Source organism: Bacteroides salyersiae (assembly GCF_031172035.1).
Classification (GTDB): domain Bacteria; phylum Bacteroidota; class Bacteroidia; order Bacteroidales; family Bacteroidaceae; genus Bacteroides; species Bacteroides salyersiae.
The window spans coordinates 489,824-506,981 of sequence record NZ_CP133452.1 but is presented as its reverse complement, the minus strand read 5'-3'; the positions used below and the strand labels follow the sequence as shown (position 1 = coordinate 506,981).

17 protein-coding genes are annotated in these 17,158 nt (G+C 41.6%); 16 read left to right on the top strand and 1 reads right to left on the bottom strand.

The genetic code is table 11. The features are described 5' to 3' along the window. Positions 1 to 32: 32 nt before the first annotated feature. The 7 genes from rpsM (at position 33) to RB604_RS01915 (ending at position 4,211) form a co-directional block, all read left to right on the top strand. A complete protein-coding gene (gene rpsM / locus RB604_RS01945) occupies positions 33 to 413 on the top strand; it encodes a 30S ribosomal protein S13 (protein ID WP_004296328.1) in 381 nt (126 codons plus the stop codon). 11 nt (positions 414 to 424) lie between these two features. Beyond that, a complete protein-coding gene (gene rpsK, locus RB604_RS01940) occupies positions 425 to 814 on the top strand; it encodes a 30S ribosomal protein S11 (RefSeq protein ID WP_005656474.1) in 390 nt (129 codons plus the stop codon). Between the two features lie 119 nt (positions 815 to 933). Beyond that, positions 934 to 1,539, top strand: coding sequence for a 30S ribosomal protein S4 (rpsD, locus tag RB604_RS01935; protein WP_005929066.1), 606 nt, complete (start codon positions 934 to 936; stop codon positions 1,537 to 1,539). A gap of 11 nt (positions 1,540 to 1,550) precedes the next feature. After that, complete coding sequence (locus RB604_RS01930; protein WP_005929068.1) at positions 1,551 to 2,543, top strand: DNA-directed RNA polymerase subunit alpha; 993 nt, start codon at positions 1,551 to 1,553, stop codon at positions 2,541 to 2,543. Positions 2,544 to 2,546: 3 nt separating this feature from the next. Further along, positions 2,547 to 3,035 (top strand): 50S ribosomal protein L17, encoded by a 489-nt coding sequence (gene rplQ, locus RB604_RS01925; protein ID WP_005929070.1) that lies wholly within the window; start codon positions 2,547 to 2,549, stop codon positions 3,033 to 3,035. Positions 3,036 to 3,173: 138 nt separating this feature from the next. Then, a complete protein-coding gene (locus tag RB604_RS01920) occupies positions 3,174 to 3,566 on the top strand; it encodes a DUF8440 family protein (protein ID WP_005929073.1) in 393 nt (130 codons plus the stop codon). Positions 3,567 to 3,671: 105 nt separating this feature from the next. Further along, positions 3,672 to 4,211, top strand: coding sequence for a DUF8460 domain-containing protein (locus RB604_RS01915; RefSeq protein WP_005929075.1), 540 nt, complete (start codon positions 3,672 to 3,674; stop codon positions 4,209 to 4,211). Between the two features lie 30 nt (positions 4,212 to 4,241). On the opposite strand, the gene RB604_RS01910 is transcribed toward RB604_RS01915, so the two are convergent. Beyond that, entirely contained in the window at positions 4,242 to 6,056 is a 1,815-nt protein-coding gene (locus RB604_RS01910; RefSeq protein WP_007480113.1) for a MutS family DNA mismatch repair protein, read from the bottom strand. 486 nt (positions 6,057 to 6,542) lie between these two features. Between RB604_RS01910 and RB604_RS01905 the strand changes: the two genes are divergently transcribed. From RB604_RS01905 to RB604_RS01865, 9 genes are all read left to right on the top strand, one after another. Next, a complete protein-coding gene (locus tag RB604_RS01905; RefSeq protein WP_025819175.1) occupies positions 6,543 to 7,175 on the top strand; it encodes a DUF6563 family protein in 633 nt (210 codons plus the stop codon). Between the two features lie 115 nt (positions 7,176 to 7,290). Then, complete coding sequence (hutU, locus tag RB604_RS01900) at positions 7,291 to 9,279, top strand: urocanate hydratase (protein ID WP_055295721.1); 1,989 nt, start codon at positions 7,291 to 7,293, stop codon at positions 9,277 to 9,279. Further along, positions 9,276 to 10,181: a glutamate formimidoyltransferase gene (gene ftcD / locus RB604_RS01895; protein ID WP_007480116.1), complete on the top strand. Its 906-nt coding sequence runs from the start codon at positions 9,276 to 9,278 to the stop codon at positions 10,179 to 10,181. The genes hutU and ftcD overlap by 4 nt, the downstream gene beginning before the upstream one ends. Positions 10,182 to 10,219: 38 nt before the next feature. Then, positions 10,220 to 11,473, top strand: a complete 1,254-nt coding sequence (gene hutI / locus RB604_RS01890) for an imidazolonepropionase (protein WP_007480118.1) — start codon at positions 10,220 to 10,222, stop codon at positions 11,471 to 11,473. 26 nt (positions 11,474 to 11,499) lie between these two features. Continuing rightward, positions 11,500 to 12,129, top strand: coding sequence for a cyclodeaminase/cyclohydrolase family protein (locus RB604_RS01885; RefSeq protein ID WP_007480120.1), 630 nt, complete (start codon positions 11,500 to 11,502; stop codon positions 12,127 to 12,129). Beyond that, the gene (hutH, locus tag RB604_RS01880) at positions 12,126 to 13,622 is read left to right on the top strand and encodes a histidine ammonia-lyase (RefSeq protein WP_005929095.1); all 1,497 of its coding nucleotides are present in this window, start codon (positions 12,126 to 12,128) and stop codon (positions 13,620 to 13,622) included. The genes RB604_RS01885 and hutH overlap by 4 nt, the downstream gene beginning before the upstream one ends. Positions 13,623 to 13,966: 344 nt before the next feature. Next, positions 13,967 to 14,647, top strand: coding sequence for a TetR/AcrR family transcriptional regulator (locus tag RB604_RS01875; protein WP_007480122.1), 681 nt, complete (start codon positions 13,967 to 13,969; stop codon positions 14,645 to 14,647). Positions 14,648 to 14,673: 26 nt separating this feature from the next. Further along, positions 14,674 to 16,029 carry a TolC family protein gene (locus tag RB604_RS01870; protein WP_007480123.1) on the top strand — a complete coding sequence of 452 codons (1,356 nt, stop codon included), beginning with the start codon at positions 14,674 to 14,676 and terminating at the stop codon, positions 16,027 to 16,029. 31 nt (positions 16,030 to 16,060) lie between these two features. Further along, complete coding sequence (locus RB604_RS01865; RefSeq protein ID WP_007480125.1) at positions 16,061 to 17,077, top strand: efflux RND transporter periplasmic adaptor subunit; 1,017 nt, start codon at positions 16,061 to 16,063, stop codon at positions 17,075 to 17,077. The last annotated feature ends 81 nt before the right edge of the window (positions 17,078 to 17,158 follow it).

Sequence of the window (17,158 nt, the reverse complement as noted above, 5' to 3'; positions counted from 1 at the left end):
TTATTTTTGCAAAAAAAATAATTTAATATAATATGGCTATAAGAATAGTTGGTGTAGATTTACCTCAGAATAAGAGAGGTGAGATTGCGTTGACCTATGTATATGGAATAGGTCGTAGTAGTTCAGCAAAAATTTTAGATAAAGCTGGTGTAGACAAAGATCTGAAGGTGAAAGACTGGACAGATGATCAGGCTGCAAAGATTCGTGAGATCATCGGTGCAGAGTATAAGGTTGAAGGTGATCTTCGTTCTGAAATACAATTGAACATTAAGCGATTAATGGATATTGGTTGTTATCGTGGTGTACGTCACCGTATTGGACTACCCGTTAGAGGTCAGAGCACCAAGAACAATGCACGTACTCGTAAGGGTAGAAAGAAAACCGTTGCTAATAAGAAAAAAGCTACTAAATAATAATTGTTGATATGGCAAAAAAAACAGTCGCAGCTAAGAAGAGAAATGTAAAGGTAGATGCTAATGGACAGTTGCACGTTCATTCATCTTTCAACAATATTATTGTTTCTCTTGCAAATAGTGAAGGGCAGATTATTTCTTGGTCATCTGCTGGAAAAATGGGATTTAGAGGTTCTAAAAAGAATACTCCTTATGCAGCTCAGATGGCTGCCCAAGATTGCGCGAAAGTGGCATATGATCTTGGCCTGAGAAAGGTAAAAGCATACGTAAAGGGACCGGGTAACGGACGTGAGTCTGCTATTAGAACTATCCACGGTGCAGGTATTGAAGTTACTGAAATTATTGACGTAACTCCGCTTCCACATAATGGTTGTCGCCCTCCGAAAAGACGTAGAGTTTAAAATTTACCTTTAATGAAAATGATACTTGATTTTGTTTTTGGATTGCATCAAATTCTTCTCTGTAATCGCGGCTGCAACAAATTTAAGTTCATGAATAAACAATTAAATATTTAAAAGAAATGGCTAGATATACTGGACCAAAATCAAGAATAGCCCGTAAATTCGGTGAAGGTATCTTTGGAGCTGATAAAGTTTTATCAAAGAAGAATTATCCTCCCGGACAACATGGAAATTCAAGAAAAAGAAAAACTTCAGAATACGGTATTCAGCTTCGTGAGAAACAGAAAGCTAAATATACTTATGGAGTATTAGAAAAACAATTCCGTAACTTGTTTGAGAAAGCAGAAGCCGCTAAAGGTATTACCGGTGAAATTCTTCTTCAATTGTTGGAAGGTCGCTTAGATAACATTGTATTCCGTTTGGGTATTGCGCCTACTCGCGCAGCGGCTCGTCAGTTGGTAAGTCACAGACATATTACTGTTGACGGACAGGTGGTGAACATTCCTTCATATGCAGTGAAACCCGGACAGTTGATCGGTGTTCGCGAAAGATCCAAATCTTTGGAAGTGATTGCTAATTCTCTTGCGGGTTTTAATCACAGCAAATATGCTTGGTTGGAATGGGATGAAGCTTCAAAGGTTGGCAAATTGTTGCATATTCCTGAAAGAGCAGACATTCCTGAGAACATTAAAGAGCATTTGATCGTTGAATTGTATTCTAAATAATAATTAATTTCATGGCGATATTAGCATTTCAAAAACCTGATAAAGTATTAATGTTGGAAGCGGATTCTAGATTCGGTAAGTTCGAATTTCGTCCGTTGGAACCCGGTTTTGGTATTACTGTAGGTAATGCATTACGCCGTATCCTCCTTTCTTCATTAGAGGGTTTTGCCATTACCACTATTCGCATAGATGGTGTTGAGCATGAATTTTCTAGTGTTCCTGGAGTAAAAGAGGATGTTACCAACATTATCTTGAATCTGAAGCAAGTTAGGTTCAAGCAAGTAGTTGAAGAATTCGAAAGTGAGAAAGTGAGTATCACGGTGGAGAATTCAAGTGAATTTAGAGCAGGTGACATAGGTAAATATTTGACTGGATTTGAAGTGTTAAATCCGGAATTAGTTATTTGTCATTTAGATTCTAAGTCAACTATGCAGATTGATATTACAATCAATAAGGGTCGTGGTTATGTCCCCGCTGATGAAAACCGCGAATATTGTACTGATGTGAATGTAATTCCAATCGACTCTATTTATACGCCGATACGTAATGTGAAGTATGCTGTAGAAAACTTCCGTGTAGAACAGAAGACTGACTATGAAAAGCTGATACTTGAGATTGCTACGGACGGTTCCATTCATCCGAAGGAAGCACTGAAAGAAGCTGCTAAAATTTTGATTTATCATTTCATGTTATTCTCAGACGAAAAGATTACTCTTGAGAATAATGATGTGGATGGTAACGAAGAATTTGATGAGGAAGTTCTGCATATGCGTCAATTGTTGAAAACTAAACTTGTTGATATGGACTTATCAGTTCGTGCTCTCAATTGCTTGAAGGCTGCTGATGTAGAAACTCTTGGCGATTTAGTGCAGTTCAACAAAACTGATTTGCTGAAATTCAGAAACTTCGGAAAGAAATCGCTTACCGAGCTTGATGATTTGCTGGAAAGTCTGAATCTGTCGTTTGGAACCGACATTTCTAAATATAAATTAGATAAAGAATAAAAAATGAGACATAATAAGAAATTTAATCATTTAGGTCGTACTGCTTCTCATAGAAGTGCTATGTTATCTAACATGGCTTGTTCTTTGATCAAGCACAAAAGAATCACTACGACTGTAGCAAAGGCGAAGGCGTTGAAGAAATTTGTTGAGCCTTTGATCACAAAGTCTAAAGAAGACACGACAAACTCTCGTCGTGTTGTATTTAGCAATTTGCAAGATAAGATTGCTGTAACAGAATTGTTCAAGGAAATCTCTGTGAAAATTGCAGATCGTCCGGGTGGTTATACTCGTATTATCAAGACTGGTCATCGTTTAGGTGATAATGCAGAAATGTGCTTCATTGAACTTGTTGATTACAACGAAAACATGGCAAAAGAGAAAGTTGCAAAGAAAGCTACTCGTACTCGTCGTTCGAAAAAAGCCGCTACAGAGGCTGCTCCTGTTGCTGAAGTTCTTGCAACTGAAGAACCTAAGGCTGAATCGGCAGAATAATTTAGTAATTGTTCTTATAGATATAGAAAAGGTTGCCTTGAAAAAGGTGACCTTTTTTGTTTTCAATTCTAAAGATACTTTAATTAACTCTTTCACTGAACATTCGGATTGGATATTCTGTTATATTTGCAGGGAGATATGGCAAAATTTGTAAAGGTAATATTGTTTTTGTTGTTTGCTGTAACACTTCATTGTGTAGCGAGCAATCTTTTCACTGAAATACCGGTGGAAGGTCAATATGATTTTACTTATACGGCATATTCGCAGAAAGTGACCAGTGCTCAATTGCCTTATTTCCCTGAAGGTGAGTTGTCAAGTGCAGTTCAATCCCATCAGATAATGACTTCCCGTATACAGCGTATTAATCTACTTGAATATTCAATGTCCTTGAAAGCCTTGGCTCTGAAGCTTTCATCGCGAGAAGCTGTTTTGGTGCAGCATCGTGGGCGACTATATGGTACTACTACTTCTTATTATTGTCACCCGTCGAGTGAATATTATGTCTTTACTTTAAGGCGTATTATTATTTAGCTGTTTTAATTTATTGGTTCTGTTTTATTTTGGATAATGCATCAAATATATGTGTTATTATTTATCTTATTTTTTATTCTACTAATAAATTAAACTCATTATAATATGGCAACTCAAACTATCGATGCAACGATTTTTGCATCTTCTCATCCTGATATTGTAAAACGTACAAGTCTTTCTGGAGTTATTTTTTCTGGTTTAATTTTACTTGTTGGTGTATTAGCTTTTGTCTCTACTTTTGAGATGGAAGACCGTTCTTCTACCTTAAGTATGGGATTAATGGTTATAGGCTCCGGAATGTTCTTAATTGGTATTTTCCGTTTGTTCTGGAAATCAAAAGAGGTTGTTTATCTACCTACTGGTAGTGTTGCAAAAGAACAAAGTATATTTTTTGATTTGAAATATATGGATCAATTGAAGGAAATGGTGAAATCTGGTATGTTTCCTGTTGATACGATGCTGAAAAGTGAGAGTAGTGGGAACATCCGTATGGATGTAATACTTTCCGAAGATAAGAAGTTTGCGGCTGTGCAGTTGTTCCAGTTTGTACCTTATACATATAATCCTATAACTTCAGTGCAGTATTTTACGAATGGAGAGGCATCTGCTGTAGCTGCTTTTCTGTCAAAATGTAAGTTACGCTAAGGCTTAACTTTAATTTGCAGGGAATGGGGATTAGTCGTCTATGACGGCTATCCCCATTTTTTTCATTAAAAAGCATGCATTCATATTTTGTGCAACACCATTCCTCATTTGGTAAGAGAAGGTGAGTTCATTGTTTGTAATATCTGCTTCAAAGCAGTAATTGCGAATGTTGCTCGGAAAGAGATCGATAAGAGTACCTAACATTAGGTCATGAGTAGCTATGATACCATTCGTATGTAGGGTCATGAATTGCTTGATTAAGGCAAAGGAGCCTTTCTGTTTATCGGTAGAGTTTGTACCTTTTAAAATTTCATCGAGGATAATAAATAGCTCTTCACCGGCATTTAGCTTGTCGATAATCAGTTTCAGCCGTTTTAATTCGGCGAAGAAATAGGATTCGTTGTCTGTGAGTGAGTCACTGGTGCGCAGGCTGGTAATCAATCGAGAAGGGTATAGCTTTATTTGTTCGGCCCATACGGGAGCACCGATGCAGGCAAGCAGATAGTTGATTCCTACGGTACGGAGATAAGTACTTTTACCTGCCATGTTGGCTCCGGTAATGATAATGAAGAATGGGCGTTTGGTGATATTTATATTATTGCGAATACATTTATCCCGATTCATCAGTGGATGCCCGAGTGCTTTAGCTGTCATCTCAAAAGGTTGCGAACTGATTTCCGGATAGATATATTCCGGATGATTGTAGGCGAAAGTAGCCAATGAACAATAAGCATCTATTTCTCCAATGGCTTTGAGCCAAGACGGAAGCTCCGAAGCATGATCTTCTTTCCAGGCTTCAATTCTCATGATTTGTCTCAGTTCCCAAAACAACGAGCCATTGAGAACAAAAGACATCAGCATATTGCCGCGTTGGTCGAGGGCATTCATTAGAGCTGTGAGTTTTTTAACAGCTTGCGATGCAGTTTGTTTTTTGCCGCCTACCAATTGTTGTATTTCCTGAAGAACGGTGCTTTGTAGGCTTTTTTCTTCTATTATACGGATAAGATTAGCATATGTTGCCAATATCTGAAGTTTCTTGCCATATAGGGTTTGTATTTTGGTAATGCCTTTGGAAAAAGCCAGACTGAGCAAAAAGAATCCTACAAAGGCCACACTTGGTATTGTACTGGATATTATACCTGCGATAGCCAATGTAATAAGTATAATATTAGTTACAGGAACAATGATGGGAAGTGCTCGTAGCAAGATGCGATTTCGATAATAACTCGGACTGTCGGCCCAGGCTATTATCTCTTTTTCATCTGCAGATTTCCCTTTGTACAATAAGCCGAGGATACGAAAATGCTGCCGCATTTCAAATTCCGAGGTCAGTTCTTTTACTCCTTCTTGCCGTTTTTCTATTTCTTCTTTACTTTCCAAGTGATTATTAAGCCAGTGGGCTAAGCGCTTTTTACCCAGATCGGTTGATGTACGATTAATGTATTGGAAAAGTGAGTGTTCACCGAATACGTCTAAGTCATACGAATAAAGATGCGCCGGATCGATAAATTCCTTCCCACCGTCAAAAGAAGAAGTATCGTAATTTATAGCTTGCAGTTCCTGCTGGTTTATTTCTATTTTTTTTTCAAGATATTCTTTTTCATAAAACAGACGATTGTGGAGCTTTACCAAAAAGATGAAAGGAAGAAAAGTGATGGCAGCTATTCCGGTTACGATGAGCCATCCATTTTCCCAGAAATGAATGACTCCTACAATTCCTGCAATAAAAAGAATGAATCGTAAAGTACTGATACGGTAGATACGTCGTTTCTCTTTACTTAGCTTTTGTTCTGTTTCTCTAATGATATTCTGATAAGTTTGAATGATGTCATCTAATTGTTTCATTACCGCTTTATTGTTTTTTACAAATGTACTATATTAACAGTCAGGCTGTATTAAGCTTGTTTTTGTCAAGAGTAGATTTACTTTTTATTAACTAAAGCCTATCTGTTTCGAAAGTCGTTCTCAATTTTTTCGTCACATAGTATGTGAAGTGGGTTGATAAGTAATGTGATTACTCTTGACATACTATCTAATTAGTCGTAAGACGGCATTAAAAATGACAAAACTATGGTAGAAATCTTGTTCGGATATCCGGTATATTAGTTTTTTCTCCGGTAGGTAAAATAAAAAAGGAAAAAGCCGCAACCTTTTCCTTTTATCCTATTTAAATCTTAATATACTTTATAAATAGTGATACAAAGATACTATAATCTGCGGCTTCTATCAAGCTTTTCCCTTTTTTTTTGAAACTTTTGCTTTGAAAACTTGCTTCAGTAAGTCAAATGGTGTAACTTTCCAAACGATTAATGCCAGTGAAAGGAGATGCTTATGAAGAAACTGTGGATTATTTGTTTTATGACTCTTGTGGGACTGCATCTGGCTGCACAAGATATTGTTTATTCCACCTTAAAAGATTTGTTAGCCCATAAGGGGGATACGGTGGCGGCGTTGAAAATCGAAAAACGGACGAAGAATCAGATTTCATTGTCTGGAGGGGCCGATTATAAAATTAGTGCCGATGATAATAAAGCATTGTGTAAGTATCTGAAAGGGCGTTGTTATGCGGTACAGTCGGATACATCACTTTATGTTAATTGCAAGAAGTTGCGTTATAAACGTTTACGCTTCGGCGGTTGGTATGCTCCTGCTATGTGGCTTGACGGGAATGTCTTTTTTAGTGCAGTACCTTTGGGATCTGTTGCAGGCGGTTCGTCAGTGACGATGGATGTTACATTAGGGGGATCGGTCGGTGACGCCATTGCAGCTTCGGGTTTGGTTTCGAAACGAGTGTATTACGAGATCGATGCAACTACCGGTAAAGTAGATTTTGTCGGAAAGGATCGTATGTGTGCTTTGTTGGAGTCGTATCCCGAGTGGAAAGAGGAATATTTGAAGGAAAACAGTGAGTCGGCGAAGACCACCGGCAAGTATCTGCAGTTGCTTAAGGAACTCGATAAATAATCTTTTTGATAATAAATATTCCGAATACTTTGTAATTCCATCTCTTTTATTTATCTTGCGGAGAGTTATCAGGCTGTAAAAACTGACAGTTTGTAATCCTTAATCATCGTTTATTATGAAAATAACTCTCAGCAACACTTTGCCTGCCTATCCGGCTTTTGTGGAAGGCATACGGCGAGCACCGGATCGCGGCTATACTCTTACCCCGGCACAGACGGTCATGGCTTTGAAGAATGCCTTACGTTACATTCCTACCGAACTTCATGAACAACTTATTCCAGAGTTTATGGAAGAACTTCGTACTCGTGGAAGAATTTACGGTTATCGTTTCCGTCCCACAGGAGATTTGAAAGCCAAACCTATCGATGAATATCGGGGAAAGTGCATAGAGGGGAAAGCCTTTCAAGTGATGATTGATAATAACCTCTGTTTCGATATCGCTCTTTACCCTTACGAACTTGTTACTTATGGTGAAACCGGACAAGTATGCCAGAATTGGATGCAGTATCGTCTTATAAAGCAATATCTTGAAGAACTGACACAGGAACAAACCTTAGTAATCGAGTCCGGACATCCGTTGGGATTATTCCGTTCGCGCCCCGATGCTCCGCGAGTGATTATTACGAATGCCATGATGGTGGGGCAGTTTGATAATCAGCGTGACTGGCACATCGCCATGCAGATGGGAGTGGCCAATTATGGGCAGATGACGGCCGGTGGCTGGATGTATATTGGGCCGCAAGGTATTGTGCACGGTACTTTCAATACTTTATTGAATGCCGGACGGATGAAACTCGGTATTCCTCAAGATAAAGATTTGCGCGGACATTTGTTTGTCTCTTCCGGCTTGGGAGGAATGAGCGGGGCACAACCCAAAGCGGCGGAAATTGCCGGAGCCGCCTGTATCATTGCCGAAGTGGATGCTTCGCGTATCGAAACCCGTTACAAACAGGGATGGGTAGGGCATGTTACCGATTGTATAGTTGAAGCGTTCCGTATCGTATATGAGGCGATGGAGCGTCGAGAGCCTTGTTCGGTCGCTTATCATGGTAATGTGGTTGATCTGCTGGAATATGCGGAAAAAGAAAATATATCGATTGAATTGCTCTCTGATCAAACCTCCTGCCATGCTGTTTACGAAGGAGGTTATTGTCCTGCCGGACTGACATTTGAGGAACGCACCCGGATGTTGCATGAATCTCCCGAAAAATTTCGTCTTTTGGTGAACCAGGCCTTGCGCCGCCATTTTGAAGTTATAAAGAAACTCGTGGCGCGTGGCACTTATTTCTTCGATTATGGAAATTCTTTTATGAAAGCCATTTATGATGCCGGTATCCGGGAAATTTCCCGGAATGGTACGGACGAAAAGGACGGTTTTATCTGGCCCAGCTATGTGGAAGATATTATGGGGCCGGAGTTGTTTGATTATGGATATGGTCCTTTTCGTTGGGTATGCTTGAGCGGCAAGTACGAAGACTTGATAAAGACTGATCATGCTGCGATGGAATGTATTGATGTGAATCGCCGAGGGCAAGACTTGGATAATTATAACTGGATACGTGATGCAGAGAAGAACCGTCTGGTGGTGGGCACTCAAGCCCGTATTTTGTATCAAGATGCAGTGGGACGGATGAACATCGCTCTTCGTTTCAATGAAATGGTGCGGCGGGGCGAAGTCGGTCCTATCATGTTGGGGCGCGATCATCATGATGTTAGCGGTACAGATTCTCCTTTCCGTGAAACCTCCAACATCAAAGACGGAAGTAATGTGATGGCTGATATGGCCGTGCAGTGTTTTGCCGGTAACTGTGCACGGGGCATGAGTCTTGTTGCCTTGCATAATGGGGGAGGAGTAGGCATCGGAAAGGCCATAAACGGCGGATTCGGTATGGTGTGCGATGGTAGCGAACGTGTCGATGAGATTCTGCGTTCGGCCATGCTTTGGGACGTGATGGGAGGTGTGGCCCGCCGTTCGTGGGCCCGTAACGGGCATGCCATGGAAACGAGTGAAACTTTTAACACGACCCACGGTGATAATTATCACATTACCATGCCTTACGTAGCAGATGAAGAGCTTATTAATAAATTAATTGCCCAACTATGAATTGGAATAAGATCATTGAGTGTGTCCCTAACTTCAGCGAGGGACGCGACCTAAAGAAAATAGATAAAATAGTATCCCCATTCCGGGCCCGTTCCGGCGTGAAACTACTTGATTACAGTAATGATGAAGATCATAACCGATTGGTCGTAACCCTTGTCGGTGAGCCGGCGGCACTATGTGATGCTGTGATCGAAGCCATCGGGATTGCCGTTGAACTTATCGATCTGAATCATCATACCGGACAACATCCACGCATGGGAGCCGTTGATGTTGTTCCTTTCATTCCGATAAAGAATGTTACTATGGAGGAAGCCATCGCCCTTTCCAAAGAAGTGGGTGCAAAAGTGGCAGAACTCTACCACCTTCCCGTCTTCCTTTATGAAAAGTCGGCTTCCGCCCCTCATCGTGAGAATCTGGCAGTTGTTCGCAAAGGAGAATTTGAAGGCATGGCTGAAAAGATCAAACTTCCCGAATGGACTCCTGATTTCGGGCCTGCTGAACGGCATCCGACTGCCGGAACCATCGCCATCGGTGCCCGTATGCCATTGGTAGCTTACAATATCAATCTCAGTACACCTAATTTGGAGATTGCCCATGACATTGCCAAGAAAATCCGTTTTATCGGCGGTGGCTTGCGTTACTGCAAGGCGATGGGAGTTGAATTGAAGGACCGTGGAATAACACAAGTTTCCATTAATATGACCGATTATACGAAAACCGCCCTTTATCGTGCCTTTGAACTGGTACGTATTGAAGCCCGTCGGTATGGCGTCAGTATTGTGGGTAGCGAGATTATCGGTCTTGTTCCGATGGAAGCATTGATAGATACGGCTTCCTATTACCTCGGTTTAGAGAACTTCTCGATGCAGCAAGTGCTTGAAGCGCGGATTATGGAGGAATAGGAGAAGGCAAATTTGTGTTCTGATAATAATGAACTATAATGAGTGAAAACCTGATAATATTTAATGCAAAGGTTGTGACCCCTCTGGGATTCTCGGCTCGAAAGGGGAAGGAAATATCCCGGTTGCATGTAATTGAAAACGGAACGGTGGAAGTGACCGATGGCATTATCACTTATGTCGGTGAAAATCGCGGTGAGGAGCGTGATGGCTTTTATCACCGTTATTGGCACTATAATGCCCGTGGGAAATGCTTGTTACCCGGTTTTGTAGATTCACATACCCATTTTGTTTTTGGTGGCGAGCGTGCCGAAGAGTTCTCCTGGCGGCTGAAAGGTGAAAGCTATATGTCCATTATGCAGCGTGGGGGAGGAATTGCCAGCACAGTGAAAGCAACCCGTGAGCTGAACTTTATAAAGATGCGTACCAAAGCGGAAAGTTTTCTGAGAAAGATGAGCACGATGGGGGTTACCACGGTTGAGGGTAAGAGTGGTTACGGGCTCGATCGCGAGACCGAACTGCTGCAGTTGAAAGTCATGCGCAGTTTGAATAATGATGAACACAAGCGGGTGGATATTGTTTCCACCTTCTTGGGTGCACATGCTTTGCCACCGGAGTATGCGGGAGAAAGTGATGCGTATATCGATTTTCTTATCGACAAAATGCTTCCGTTGGTTCGTGAGAATGAACTGGCAGAATGTTGCGATGTATTCTGTGAGCAAGGTGTGTTCTCCATCGCGCAATCCCGGCGTCTGCTTGCTGCTGCCAAAGAACAAGGCTTTTTGTTGAAACTCCACGCCGACGAAATTGTTTCTTTAGGTGGTGCCGAGCTGGCTGCCGAGCTGAAAGCCTTGTCCGCCGATCATTTGCTGCATGCTTCTGATGCCGGTATTCGTGCTATGGCCGATGCCGGAGTGGTGGCTACCTTGCTTCCTCTGACTGCATTTGCCCTGAAAGAACCTTATGCCCGTGGGCGAGACATGATAGATGCCGGCTGTGCCGTAGCTTTGGCAACCGATCTCAATCCCGGCAGTTGTTTTTCCGGTTCTATTCCTCTCACTTTTGCTTTGGCCTGCATTTATATGGGCTTTACCATCGAAGAAACCATCACTGCGCTTACCCTGAATGGGGCTGCCGCATTGAATCGTGCAGACCGAATCGGCAGTATCGAGGTTGGCAAGCAGGGTGATTTTGTAGTACTCGACTCAGCAGATTATAATATTCTACCTTATTATATAGGTATGAATTGTGTGAATACCACGATAAAGAACGGAGTTCTTTATCCCGTAGTTTAATGATAAAAATAAAAAAGAAAATAACTATGTTAGTAGATTCAACCGTCAAAGATTTTCTGGCTAAAGTGGCCGGGAGTGATCCGGTTCCCGGTGGTGGCAGTATTGCCGCTCTTAACGGTGCTATAGCAGCCGCATTGGCAGCTATGGTTGCAGGGCTGACTGTCGGTAAGAAAGGATATGAAGAGAATGAAGAACAGATGCAACGTATCCGGACTCTTGCCATTCGTCAGAAAGAGGAGTTTCTGATTGATGTCGATCGTGATTCTGAGGCCTATAATAAAGTGTTCGATTGTTTTCGGATGCCTAAATCGACAGAGGACGAGAAGAGTGCCCGTAGCGCTGCCATCCAGGAAGCAACACGGTTTGCCGCTCTCGTGCCTATGCAGGTGGCACGCAATGCTTATGAGCTGATGGTTATTATTGCCGATGTGGCCAGACTGGGCAACCGAAATGCGGTGACTGATGCCTGTGTTGCTATGATGTCCGCCCGGTCTGCCGTACTGGGAGCTTTGATGAATGTCCGTATAAATCTTGGAACATTAAAAGATAAAGCATTTGTCGCAGAACTCCAGTCCGAAGCCGATGAACTGGAACGTAAGACCTGTGAAAAAGAGAAAGAATTACTGGATATAGTCAATCAGGATTTAAGAGTATGAATAACGTTTATTACGTAGGTTCCGGTGAACTTACTTTCGATATTATCGAACGTATTATCAATGAAAATCTGAAACTGGAGCTTGCTCCCGAAGCAAAGCTGCGTATTCAGAAATGTCGCGATTATCTGGATCAGAAGATTGCTGCTTCCAACACCCCTCTTTACGGTATAACTACCGGTTTCGGTTCGTTGTGCAATAAAAACATCTCTCCTGATGAGTTGGGTACTCTTCAGGAGAACCTTATAAAGAGTCATGCATGCAGTGTCGGCGAAGAAATTCGTCCGGTGATTATTAAATTAATGATGCTTTTTAAGGCTCATGCTCTTTCATTGGGACATAGTGGTGTACAGGTAATTACTGTGCAGCGTATTTTAGATTTCTTTAATAACGATGTAATGCCCATCGTTTACGACCGTGGATCATTGGGAGCATCCGGTGATCTGGCGCCATTGGCCAATCTCTTTTTGCCATTGATCGGAGTTGGTGATGTTTATTATAAAGGCAAGAAGCGTGAAGCTATCAGTGTGCTCGATGAATTTGGCTGGGAACCGGTGAAACTGATGAGTAAAGAAGGGCTTGCCCTGCTCAACGGAACCCAGTTTATGAGCGCCAACGGTGTGTTTGCTATTCTTAAGGCCTTCCGGCTTTCTAAAAGAGCCGATCTCATAGCCGCCCTTTCTCTTGAGGCTTTTGACGGCCGGATAGAACCTTTCATGGACTGTATCCAGCAGATTCGTCCGCATAAAGGGCAGATAGAAACCGGTGAAGCCTTTCGTACTCTTCTTGAAGGTAGTGAACTCATTTCCAGACCCAAAGAACATGTACAAGACCCCTATTCGTTTCGTTGCATTCCGCAGGTACACGGTGCTACCAAAGATGCCATCCGTTATGTCGCTTCCGTGCTACTGACCGAAATTAACTCCGTAACGGATAATCCCACCATTTTTCCCGATGACGACCGTATCATTTCCGGTGGAAATTTTCATGGCCAGCCTCTTGCCATCTCCTATGATTTTCTTGCCATCGCCCTTGCCGAGCTTGGAAATATATCCGAGCGCCGTATAGCACAACTTATTATGGGGCTCCGTGGATTGCCGGAATTTCTGGTGGCCAATCCCGGACTCAATTCCGGATTTATGATTCCTCAGTATGCAGCCGCCTCAATGGTTAGTCAGAATAAAATGTACTGCTATGCTGCATCCAGTGATTCCATTGTTTCCTCCAACGGACAAGAAGACCATGTCAGCATGGGGGCCAATGCTGCTACGAAGCTATATAAGGTAATGGACAATCTGGAGCATATTCTGGCCATCGAACTAATGAATGCCGCCCAAGGCATTGAATTCCGGCGTCCGGAGAAAACCTCTCCGAGATTGGAGCGTTTCCTTACCGAGTATCGTAAGGAGGTTCCTTTTGTTAAAGACGATATTGTAATGTACAAAGAGATTCATAAAACAGTCGCTTTCCTCAACCGTACAAAGTTCGATTATTGAAAACTGCTTTCTTTTTTGCGTGCAAACAACACTCGATACAAGGAAAACAGCAACGGATATATCCCGGTGATTTATCGGAATATATCCGTTGTTTGTCGATTATTACCCTTATGTTGACGAGAAAACTTTTTCGGCGTATAGTCGTTTTTCTATTTTTGCAATAGATTAAATGTTAACACTTGTTTTCAGATTGCTTATTAACCTATAATAATTATCAAATGTAGGGGATTTATATGGAAACTAAATTCGTAATCTGAGTTTTCTATCTATCTTTGTCCCGCTTCCATTATTTATAAATTATGGAATCATTGGCAATTAGAAGTCTAATTATAAAGAAACGGATGATGAGTGATAACGCAAAAGAAACTTCCAACAGAGCGGAATTGAGGGATAGAATTATTGTGAAGGCGACCGAAGCATTCACTGCACATGGTATTAAAAGCATAACGATGGATGATATTGCCACTTCGTTAGGTATATCGAAACGTACGCTTTATGAAGTTTTTGAGGACAAAGAAACTCTGTTGAGAGAGGTTCTTTTGAAAAATCAAGTTGATAAGAATGAGTTTCTGGAAAATCTCCTTGCTGAATCGACTAATGTACTGGAAGTTATTTTAGTCTGTTTCCAGAAAAGTATCGAGATGTTTCATAAGACCAACAAGCGTTTTTTTGAAGATCTGAAGAAATACCCCAGTATATATAATATGATGAAGAACAGTCGCGAAAAAGAGTCGGAAAGTACGATTGCTTTCTTCAAGTCCGGAGTAGAGCAGGGGATATTTCGTGATGATGTCAATTTTGCGATTATCAATTTGTTGGTTCGTGAGCAATTTGATTTATTGCTGAATACGAATATTTGTAGTGAATATCCTTTTTTGGAAGTTTATGAATCTATAATGTTCACTTTTATCAGGGGAATTGCTACGGAAAAAGGAGCAAAAGTATTGGAAACATTTATACAGGAATATCGGAAAAATAGAATAGAGCGCGCAGAAAATAACCCTTTCGGATTGATAAACAACTAAAATGTAAAAAGTAGAAAATTGATTTTATGAACAGAATGAGAAAATTATTGGGCAAGAAGATACTTCTGGCTGTAGTGCTGGCTGTCTTTACCGGTGGCTTGGTACGGGCGCAAGAGGTGAAAGATACCTTGACCTTGACTTTGGATAAAGCGTTGGAGATTGCACTGAGCGAGAATCCCACCATGAGGGTGGCCGATCAGGAAATCCAATTGAAAAAAGAAGCAAAGAAGGAAGCTTATGGAGGATTATTTCCGGAAGTGGCATTGTCAGGAAGCTACTCGCGTACCCTGAAAAAACAGACCATGGTGATGGACTTCGCAGGCGAGGCGCAAACTATTCAGGTCGGTTCGGACAACTCTTACAGTGGAGGATTGACGGTGAATCTGCCGATTTTTGCACCGGCTCTTTATAAGAGTATAAATCTGACTAAAGCAGATGTGGATCTGGCTATGGAAAAGGCCCGTTCTTCCAAATTGGATTTGATAAACCAAGTGACGAAAGCATACTATCAATTGCTGTTGGCGCAGGATAGCTATGAAGTAATGTTGCAGAGCTACAATCAGGCAGAGATTAACTTTGAGGTAGTGAGTGCTAAATATGCACAGGGAACTGTGAGCGAATACGATAAGATTCGTGCAGATGTGCAGGTACGTAGTTTGAAGCCGGGGGTTGTTTCCGCCCGTAACGGCATTAATCTGGCCAGATTGCAATTGCAGGTGTTGATGGGGATGAATACGGATATTCCTGTGGCAGTCGAGGGTAATTTGAAAGACTATGAAATGGTCATGTTTCGTCGTCAGTTAAGCGCTGATCCGTTGAGCTTGCAGAATAATAGCAGCTTGAAGCAGATGGATATGAACGGTGTTTTGTTGGAAAAGAACCTGTCATTATTGCGTACAAACTTCATGCCTACGTTGGCGGCATCGTTCAGCTATATGTATACTTCGTTGAACAATGATTTTAAGATGGCGCATTATAAGTGGTTCCCTTATTCAACGGTCGGATTGAGTTTGAGTATTCCTTTGTTCAAAGCAAGTAACTTTACGAAAGTGAAACAGACAAAGATCCAGATACAGCAATTGGCTGAGAATCGTGTGAATACGGAACGTCAATTGACGATGCAAGCCACCAGTTATCTCGATAATATGGCAGCGAGTACCGAGCAGGTAGTCAGTAATAAAGAAAATATTGTTCAGGCTGAAAAAGGGCGTTTGATTGCGCAGAAACGTTACGAAGTAGGTAAGGGGACTATTCTTGAATTGAACGATTCGGAAGTGGCGTTGACTCAGGCACAACTTACTTACAACCAGTCAATTTATGATTATCTGGTATCTAAGGCAGACCTTGACCAGGTATTAGGAAGAGAAGAGATAACAGAATAAATCAGAAAAATAAAATAACATAGAAAACGATATGAAAAAGAGTATCCAATTAGTAGCCCTGTTTGCCCTTACGCTGTTGGGCTCATGTACTGGAGGAAATGAACAGAAGGCTGCTGAAAAAGTAGAAGAAAAACCAAGAGTGAAATTGGCAGATGTAACGGCACGCCCTGTAGATCAGATACAAGAATACACGGCAACTGTAGAAGCAGAAGTCAAGAATAATATAGCACCGTCGTCTCCAGTAAGAATCGACCGGATTTTTGTTGAAGTTGGCGATCGCGTTTCCAAAGGGCAGAAATTGGTACTGATGGATGCTGCCAATCTGCAACAGATGAAATTGCAGCTTGAAAACAAACGTCTCGAATTTAATCGTGCCGATGAACTTTATAAAGTGGGCGGTACCTCTAAATCGGAGTGGGACGCTTTGAAAATGGCACTTGAAGTACAGGAAACCGCTTATAAAAACCTGATGGAGAATACCACATTGGTTAGCCCCATTAATGGTGTGGTTACCGCGCGTAATTATGACAACGGTGATATGTATAGCGGTGGAAATCCGGTATTAGTAGTAGAACAGATTACTCCGGTGAAATTGATGATCAATGTTTCTGAAACTTATTTTACAAAGGTGAAGAAAGGCGCTCCCGTTTCTGTAAAACTCGATGTATACGGAGACGAAGAATTTGCAGGAAAGATCAGCTTGGTTTATCCGACGGTAGATGCAGCTACCCGTACTTTCCCGGTAGAGATTAAATTGGAGAATAAGGACCAACGTGTTCGTCCGGGAATGTTTGCCCGTGCCACTCTCAATTTCGGAACCCAGGATAATGTGGTTGTTCCCGATTTGGCTATTGTGAAGCAGGCCGGTTCCGGTGACCGTTATGTATTTGTATACAAAGATGGAAAAGTTTCCTACAACAAGGTAGAATTGGGACGTCGTATGGGTACAGAATATGAGTTGAAGTCCGGTGTGCCCAACAACTCTCAAGTGGTGATTGCCGGGCAGACACGTTTGATAAACGGTGCTGAAGTAGAGGTAGAAAAATAAGTATTAACGATTAGTGATGAGTGATAAGTGGCCGGCATAGTTATATGCTTTCATTGATCGTTAATCACTAAACAACTAATC

Coding starts and splice junctions, on each gene's coding strand:
- rpsD (WP_005929066.1), top strand. CDS start 934: ATGGCTAGATATACTGGACCAAAATCAAGAATAGCCCGTAAATTCGGT.
- RB604_RS01875 (WP_007480122.1), top strand. CDS start 13,967: ATGAGTGATAACGCAAAAGAAACTTCCAACAGAGCGGAATTGAGGGAT.
- RB604_RS01920 (WP_005929073.1), top strand. CDS start 3,174: ATGGCAAAATTTGTAAAGGTAATATTGTTTTTGTTGTTTGCTGTAACA.
- rpsM (WP_004296328.1), top strand. CDS start 33: ATGGCTATAAGAATAGTTGGTGTAGATTTACCTCAGAATAAGAGAGGT.
- RB604_RS01905 (WP_025819175.1), top strand. CDS start 6,543: ATGAAGAAACTGTGGATTATTTGTTTTATGACTCTTGTGGGACTGCAT.
- RB604_RS01915 (WP_005929075.1), top strand. CDS start 3,672: ATGGCAACTCAAACTATCGATGCAACGATTTTTGCATCTTCTCATCCT.
- hutU (WP_055295721.1), top strand. CDS start 7,291: ATGAAAATAACTCTCAGCAACACTTTGCCTGCCTATCCGGCTTTTGTG.
- rpsK (WP_005656474.1), top strand. CDS start 425: ATGGCAAAAAAAACAGTCGCAGCTAAGAAGAGAAATGTAAAGGTAGAT.
- RB604_RS01865 (WP_007480125.1), top strand. CDS start 16,061: ATGAAAAAGAGTATCCAATTAGTAGCCCTGTTTGCCCTTACGCTGTTG.
- rplQ (WP_005929070.1), top strand. CDS start 2,547: ATGAGACATAATAAGAAATTTAATCATTTAGGTCGTACTGCTTCTCAT.
- RB604_RS01930 (WP_005929068.1), top strand. CDS start 1,551: ATGGCGATATTAGCATTTCAAAAACCTGATAAAGTATTAATGTTGGAA.
- RB604_RS01885 (WP_007480120.1), top strand. CDS start 11,500: ATGTTAGTAGATTCAACCGTCAAAGATTTTCTGGCTAAAGTGGCCGGG.
- RB604_RS01910 (WP_007480113.1), bottom strand. CDS start 6,056: ATGAAACAATTAGATGACATCATTCAAACTTATCAGAATATCATTAGA.
- RB604_RS01870 (WP_007480123.1), top strand. CDS start 14,674: ATGAACAGAATGAGAAAATTATTGGGCAAGAAGATACTTCTGGCTGTA.
- hutI (WP_007480118.1), top strand. CDS start 10,220: ATGAGTGAAAACCTGATAATATTTAATGCAAAGGTTGTGACCCCTCTG.
- ftcD (WP_007480116.1), top strand. CDS start 9,276: ATGAATTGGAATAAGATCATTGAGTGTGTCCCTAACTTCAGCGAGGGA.
- hutH (WP_005929095.1), top strand. CDS start 12,126: ATGAATAACGTTTATTACGTAGGTTCCGGTGAACTTACTTTCGATATT.